The following is a 5,676-nucleotide window of genomic DNA, read 5'->3' on the forward strand; positions in this document are numbered from 1 at the left end:
GCGACGCAACGAAAACGGCGTAGCGAGTCAGGCAAACAGCGAAAGGCAGTTGGCAGTACCGCTCTTTAACAACGAAACAACCGATAAGTGTGGGCGCTTGATGCGGATCGCGCGACCATCGAGCAATCGATGGCGCCAACGAAATCAAACGCTCACATAGAAGTAAGAAATGCGAGACAAAGCAATTTGTCTTGGTTCTCACTTCCTTTGAGCAAATGCGAAATGCATCCTTGGTCTGGCTTGCTGGATTGAGGGTGCGCAAACAGAGATTGAACTGAAGAGTTTGATCCTGGCTCAGATTGAACGCTAGCGGGATGCCTTACACATGCAAGTCGAACGGCAGCACGGACTTCGGTCTGGTGGCGAGTGGCGAACGGGTGAGTAATGTATCGGAACGTGCCCAGTAGCGGGGGATAACTACGCGAAAGCGTAGCTAATACCGCATACGCCCTACGGGGGAAAGCGGGGGATCGCAAGACCTCGCACTATTGGAGCGGCCGATATCGGATTAGCTAGTTGGTGAGGTAAAGGCTCACCAAGGCGACGATCCGTAGCTGGTTTGAGAGGACGACCAGCCACACTGGGACTGAGACACGGCCCAGACTCCTACGGGAGGCAGCAGTGGGGAATTTTGGACAATGGGGGCAACCCTGATCCAGCCATCCCGCGTGTGCGATGAAGGCCTTCGGGTTGTAAAGCACTTTTGGCAGGAAAGAAACGGCGCTGGTTAATACCTGGCGCAACTGACGGTACCTGCAGAATAAGCACCGGCTAACTACGTGCCAGCAGCCGCGGTAATACGTAGGGTGCAAGCGTTAATCGGAATTACTGGGCGTAAAGCGTGCGCAGGCGGTTCGGAAAGAAAGATGTGAAATCCCAGAGCTTAACTTTGGAACTGCATTTTTAACTACCGAGCTAGAGTGTGTCAGAGGGGGGTGGAATTCCACGTGTAGCAGTGAAATGCGTAGATATGTGGAGGAACACCGATGGCGAAGGCAGCCCCCTGGGATAACACTGACGCTCATGCACGAAAGCGTGGGGAGCAAACAGGATTAGATACCCTGGTAGTCCACGCCCTAAACGATGTCAACTAGCTGTTGGGGCCTTCGGGCCTTGGTAGCGCAGCTAACGCGTGAAGTTGACCGCCTGGGGAGTACGGTCGCAAGATTAAAACTCAAAGGAATTGACGGGGACCCGCACAAGCGGTGGATGATGTGGATTAATTCGATGCAACGCGAAAAACCTTACCTACCCTTGACATGTCTGGAATGCCGAAGAGATTTGGCAGTGCTCGCAAGAGAACCGGAACACAGGTGCTGCATGGCTGTCGTCAGCTCGTGTCGTGAGATGTTGGGTTAAGTCCCGCAACGAGCGCAACCCTTGTCATTAGTTGCTACGAAAGGGCACTCTAATGAGACTGCCGGTGACAAACCGGAGGAAGGTGGGGATGACGTCAAGTCCTCATGGCCCTTATGGGTAGGGCTTCACACGTCATACAATGGTCGGGACAGAGGGTCGCCAACCCGCGAGGGGGAGCCAATCCCAGAAACCCGATCGTAGTCCGGATCGCAGTCTGCAACTCGACTGCGTGAAGTCGGAATCGCTAGTAATCGCGGATCAGCATGTCGCGGTGAATACGTTCCCGGGTCTTGTACACACCGCCCGTCACACCATGGGAGTGGGTTTTACCAGAAGTAGTTAGCCTAACCGCAAGGAGGGCGATTACCACGGTAGGATTCATGACTGGGGTGAAGTCGTAACAAGGTAGCCGTATCGGAAGGTGCGGCTGGATCACCTCCTTTCAGAGCGAAGCGTGATTGGTGTTAAGCGTTCACACTTATCGGTTGTTGATATGGCTGGATCGGTGGCAGGGCAGTAGAGGGAAACTTCTTGTCTGTCATCCACAGCGGATCCGATGAACAATTGGGTCTGTAGCTCAGTCGGTTAGAGCACCGTCTTGATAAGGCGGGGGTCGTTGGTTCGAATCCAACCAGACCCACCAGGTTTATGCGGCGCGGTAGCGTGGTGCGTAAATGGGGGTGTAGCTCAGCTGGGAGAGCGCCTGCTTTGCAAGCAGGATGTCATCGGTTCGATCCCGTTCACCTCCACCACTATCTCTCTCCCTCTCTTGGGGTAGGGTGTGGCTGGAACCTCGGATCCGCGGAAATCGAGAGTCTAACGTTTAGTGCTGCGAAGGCGCAGTCTTAAACGTTGGGTTTTTAATCCAATAAAGCTGTATATCGTTCTTTAACAATCTGGAAGAAGCAAAACGACAATGTGTTCGTCGAGTAGTGTGCTTGCACACGAAAGGTGAATACGGGTTGTGATTGCATTAATAGTTCTAAAGCAATTTGGAACGGCACAAATGCGATGTCATGTCAGACATTGAATTGAAGGTGGTTGTTTGGTTGTATAGCCATTAGCGTTATAGGATCAAGCGACTAAGTGCATATGGTGGATGCCTTGGCGATCACAGGCGATGAAGGACGTTGTAGCCTGCGAAAAGCTGCGGGGAGCTGGCAAACAAGCTTTGATCCGCAGATGTCCGAATGGGGAAACCCACCGTCGCAAGACGGTATCCTTGGCTGAATACATAGGTCAAGGAAGCGAACCGGGTGAACTGAAACATCTCAGTAGCTCGAGGAAAAGAAATCAACCGAGATTCCGAAAGTAGTGGCGAGCGAAATCGGAAGAGCCTTCACGTTTTAGCGCATGGGATAGTCGAACGGAATGGAAAGTCCGGCCGTAGCAGGTGATAGCCCTGTAGACGAAATTCCGTGCGTGGAACTAAGCGTGAGAAAAGTAGGGCGGGACACGTGAAATCCTGTTTGAAGATGGGGGGACCATCCTCCAAGGCTAAATACTCGTGATCGACCGATAGTGAACCAGTACCGTGAGGGAAAGGCGAAAAGAACCCCGGAAGGGGAGTGAAATAGATCCTGAAACCGTATGCATACAAACAGTAGGAGCCTCCTTGAGGGGTGACTGCGTACCTTTTGTATAATGGGTCAGCGACTTACATTCAGTGGCGAGCTTAACCGATTAGGGAAGGCGTAGCGAAAGCGAGTCCGAATAGGGCGATTCAGTCGCTGGGTGTAGACCCGAAACCAGATGATCTATCCATGGCCAGGTTGAAGGCACGGTAACACGTGCTGGAGGACCGAACCCACTAGTGTTGAAAAACTAGGGGATGAGCTGTGGATAGGGGTGAAAGGCTAAACAAATCTGGAAATAGCTGGTTCTCTCCGAAAACTATTTAGGTAGTGCCTCAAGTATGACTGCGGGGGGTAGAGCACTGTTATGGCTAGGGGGTCATGGCGACTTACCAAACCATGGCAAACTCCGAATACCCGCAAGTCCAGCTTGGGAGACAGAGCACCGGGTGCTAACGTCCGGACTCAAGAGGGAAACAACCCAGACCGCCAGCTAAGGTCCCAAATTATCGCTAAGTGGGAAACGAAGTGGGAAGGCATAGACAGTCAGGAGGTTGGCTTAGAAGCAGCCATCCTTTAAAGAAAGCGTAATAGCTCACTGATCGAGTCGTCCTGCGCGGAAGATGTAACGGGGCTAAGCGATAAACCGAAGCTGCGGGTGTGCACTTTGTGCACGCGGTAGGAGAGCGTTCTGTAAGCCTGCGAAGGTGGCTTGTAAAGGCTGCTGGAGGTATCAGAAGTGCGAATGCTGACATGAGTAGCGATAAAGGGGGTGAAAAGCCCCCTCGCCGTAAGTCCAAGGTTTCCTGCGCAACGTTCATCGGCGCAGGGTGAGTCGGCCCCTAAGGCGAGGCAGAGATGCGTAGCTGATGGGAAGCTGGTTAATATTCCAGCACCGTCGTACAGTGCGATGGGGGGACGGATCGCGGAAGATCATCAGGGTGTTGGAAGTCCCTGTTGCTGCATTAGAGAGGGCGCTTAGGCAAATCCGGGCGCATGACTCAAGGGTGTGGCGCGAGCGAGCATGTCTCGCGAAGTGATTGGAAGTGGTTCCAAGAAAAGCCTCTAAGCTTCAGCTGTACGAGACCGTACCGCAAACCGACACAGGTGGACGGGATGAATATTCCAAGGCGCTTGAGAGAACTCGGGAGAAGGAACTCGGCAAATTGATACCGTAACTTCGGGAGAAGGTATGCCCCGGTAGTGTGAGGCGCCTGCGCGCTGAGCATGATGGGGTCGCAGAGAATCGGTGGCTGCGACTGTTTATTAAAAACACAGCACTCTGCAAAGACGAAAGTCGACGTATAGGGTGTGACGCCTGCCCGGTGCCGGAAGGTTAAGTGATGGGGTGCAAGCTCTTGATCGAAGCCCCGGTAAACGGCGGCCGTAACTATAACGGTCCTAAGGTAGCGAAATTCCTTGTCGGGTAAGTTCCGACCTGCACGAATGGCGTAACGATGGCCACACTGTCTCCTCCCGAGACTCAGCGAAGTTGAAGTGTTTGTGATGATGCAATCTACCCGCGGCTAGACGGAAAGACCCCATGAACCTTTACTGTAGCTTTGCATTGGACTGTGAACCGGCCTGTGTAGGATAGGTGGGAGGCGCTGAAACCGAGTCGCTAGATTCGGTGGAGCCGACCTTGAAATACCACCCTGGTCTGTTTGCGGTTCTAACCTTGGCCCGTTATCCGGGTTGGGGACAGTGCATGGTGGGCAGTTTGACTGGGGCGGTCTCCTCCCAAAGCGTAACGGAGGAGTTCGAAGGTACGCTAGGTACGGTCGGAAATCGTGCTGATAGTGCAATGGCATAAGCGTGCTTGACTGTGAGACTGACAAGTCGAACAGGTGCGAAAGCAGGACATAGTGATCCGGTGGTTCTGAATGGAAGGGCCATCGCTCAACGGATAAAAGGTACTCTGGGGATAACAGGCTGATACCGCCCAAGAGTTCATATCGACGGCGGTGTTTGGCACCTCGATGTCGGCTCATCTCATCCTGGGGCTGTAGCCGGTCCCAAGGGTATGGCTGTTCGCCATTTAAAGAGGTACGTGAGCTGGGTTTAAAACGTCGTGAGACAGTTTGGTCCCTATCTGCCGTGGGCGTTGGATACTTGACGGAGCCTGCTCCTAGTACGAGAGGACCGGAGTGGACGTACCTCTGGTGTACCGGTTGTCATGCCAATGGCATTGCCGGGTAGCTATGTACGGAAGAGATAACCGCTGAAGGCATCTAAGCGGGAAACTCGTCTGAAGATTAGGTATCCCGGGGCCTCGAGCCCCCTGAAGGGTCGTTCAAGACCAGGACGTTGATAGGTCGGGTGTGGAAGCGCAGTAATGCGTTAAGCTAACCGATACTAATTGCCCGTGAGGCTTGATCCTATAACCCTGATGGTTGGTCTGGTGTACGAGTGAAGACTCCTCGGCATCGGGCACCAACAACCCCAACGATTCAATGCATCCAAGCAGTTGTCATAGCAAGATATGGCATCGCGTGCGGCGATCGCAACCCACACCGAATACAGAACGAACACAAAGCGTTAGCTTCTTCCCAGATTGGCATGCCGTGACGGGCTCACCCCCGGCCCACGACATGCAACCCCTTACGCCTGACGACCATAGCGAGTTGGTCCCACTCCTTCCCATCCCGAACAGGACAGTGAAACGACTTTGCGCCGATGATAGTGGACGGACGTCTGTGAAAGTAGGTCATCGTCAGGCTCTTATCCTCAAACCCCCGCTGGT

General features: G+C 53.5%; 2 tRNA genes and 3 rRNA genes. All 5 read left to right on the forward strand.

What is annotated here, in order from left to right:
* The first annotated feature begins 271 nt into the window (after positions 1-271).
* Positions 272-1,802 (forward strand): 16S ribosomal RNA (locus C7R54_RS28740).
* 123 nt (positions 1,803-1,925) lie between these two features.
* Positions 1,926-2,002 (forward strand) — tRNA-Ile (locus C7R54_RS28745).
* Between the two features lie 33 nt (positions 2,003-2,035).
* Positions 2,036-2,111 (forward strand) — tRNA-Ala (locus C7R54_RS28750).
* 320 nt (positions 2,112-2,431) lie between these two features.
* Positions 2,432-5,313: ribosomal RNA gene (locus C7R54_RS28755) — 23S ribosomal RNA — on the forward strand.
* A gap of 226 nt (positions 5,314-5,539) precedes the next feature.
* Positions 5,540-5,652: ribosomal RNA gene (gene rrf, locus C7R54_RS28760) — 5S ribosomal RNA — on the forward strand.
* Together the 16S, 23S and 5S rRNA genes with 2 tRNA genes alongside form the textbook arrangement of a ribosomal RNA operon.
* Positions 5,653-5,676 lie beyond the last annotated feature (24 nt).

It is taken from the genome of Achromobacter aloeverae, assembly GCF_004121055.1.
Taxonomy (GTDB): Bacteria; Pseudomonadota; Gammaproteobacteria; order Burkholderiales; family Burkholderiaceae_B; genus Bordetella_C; species Bordetella_C aloeverae.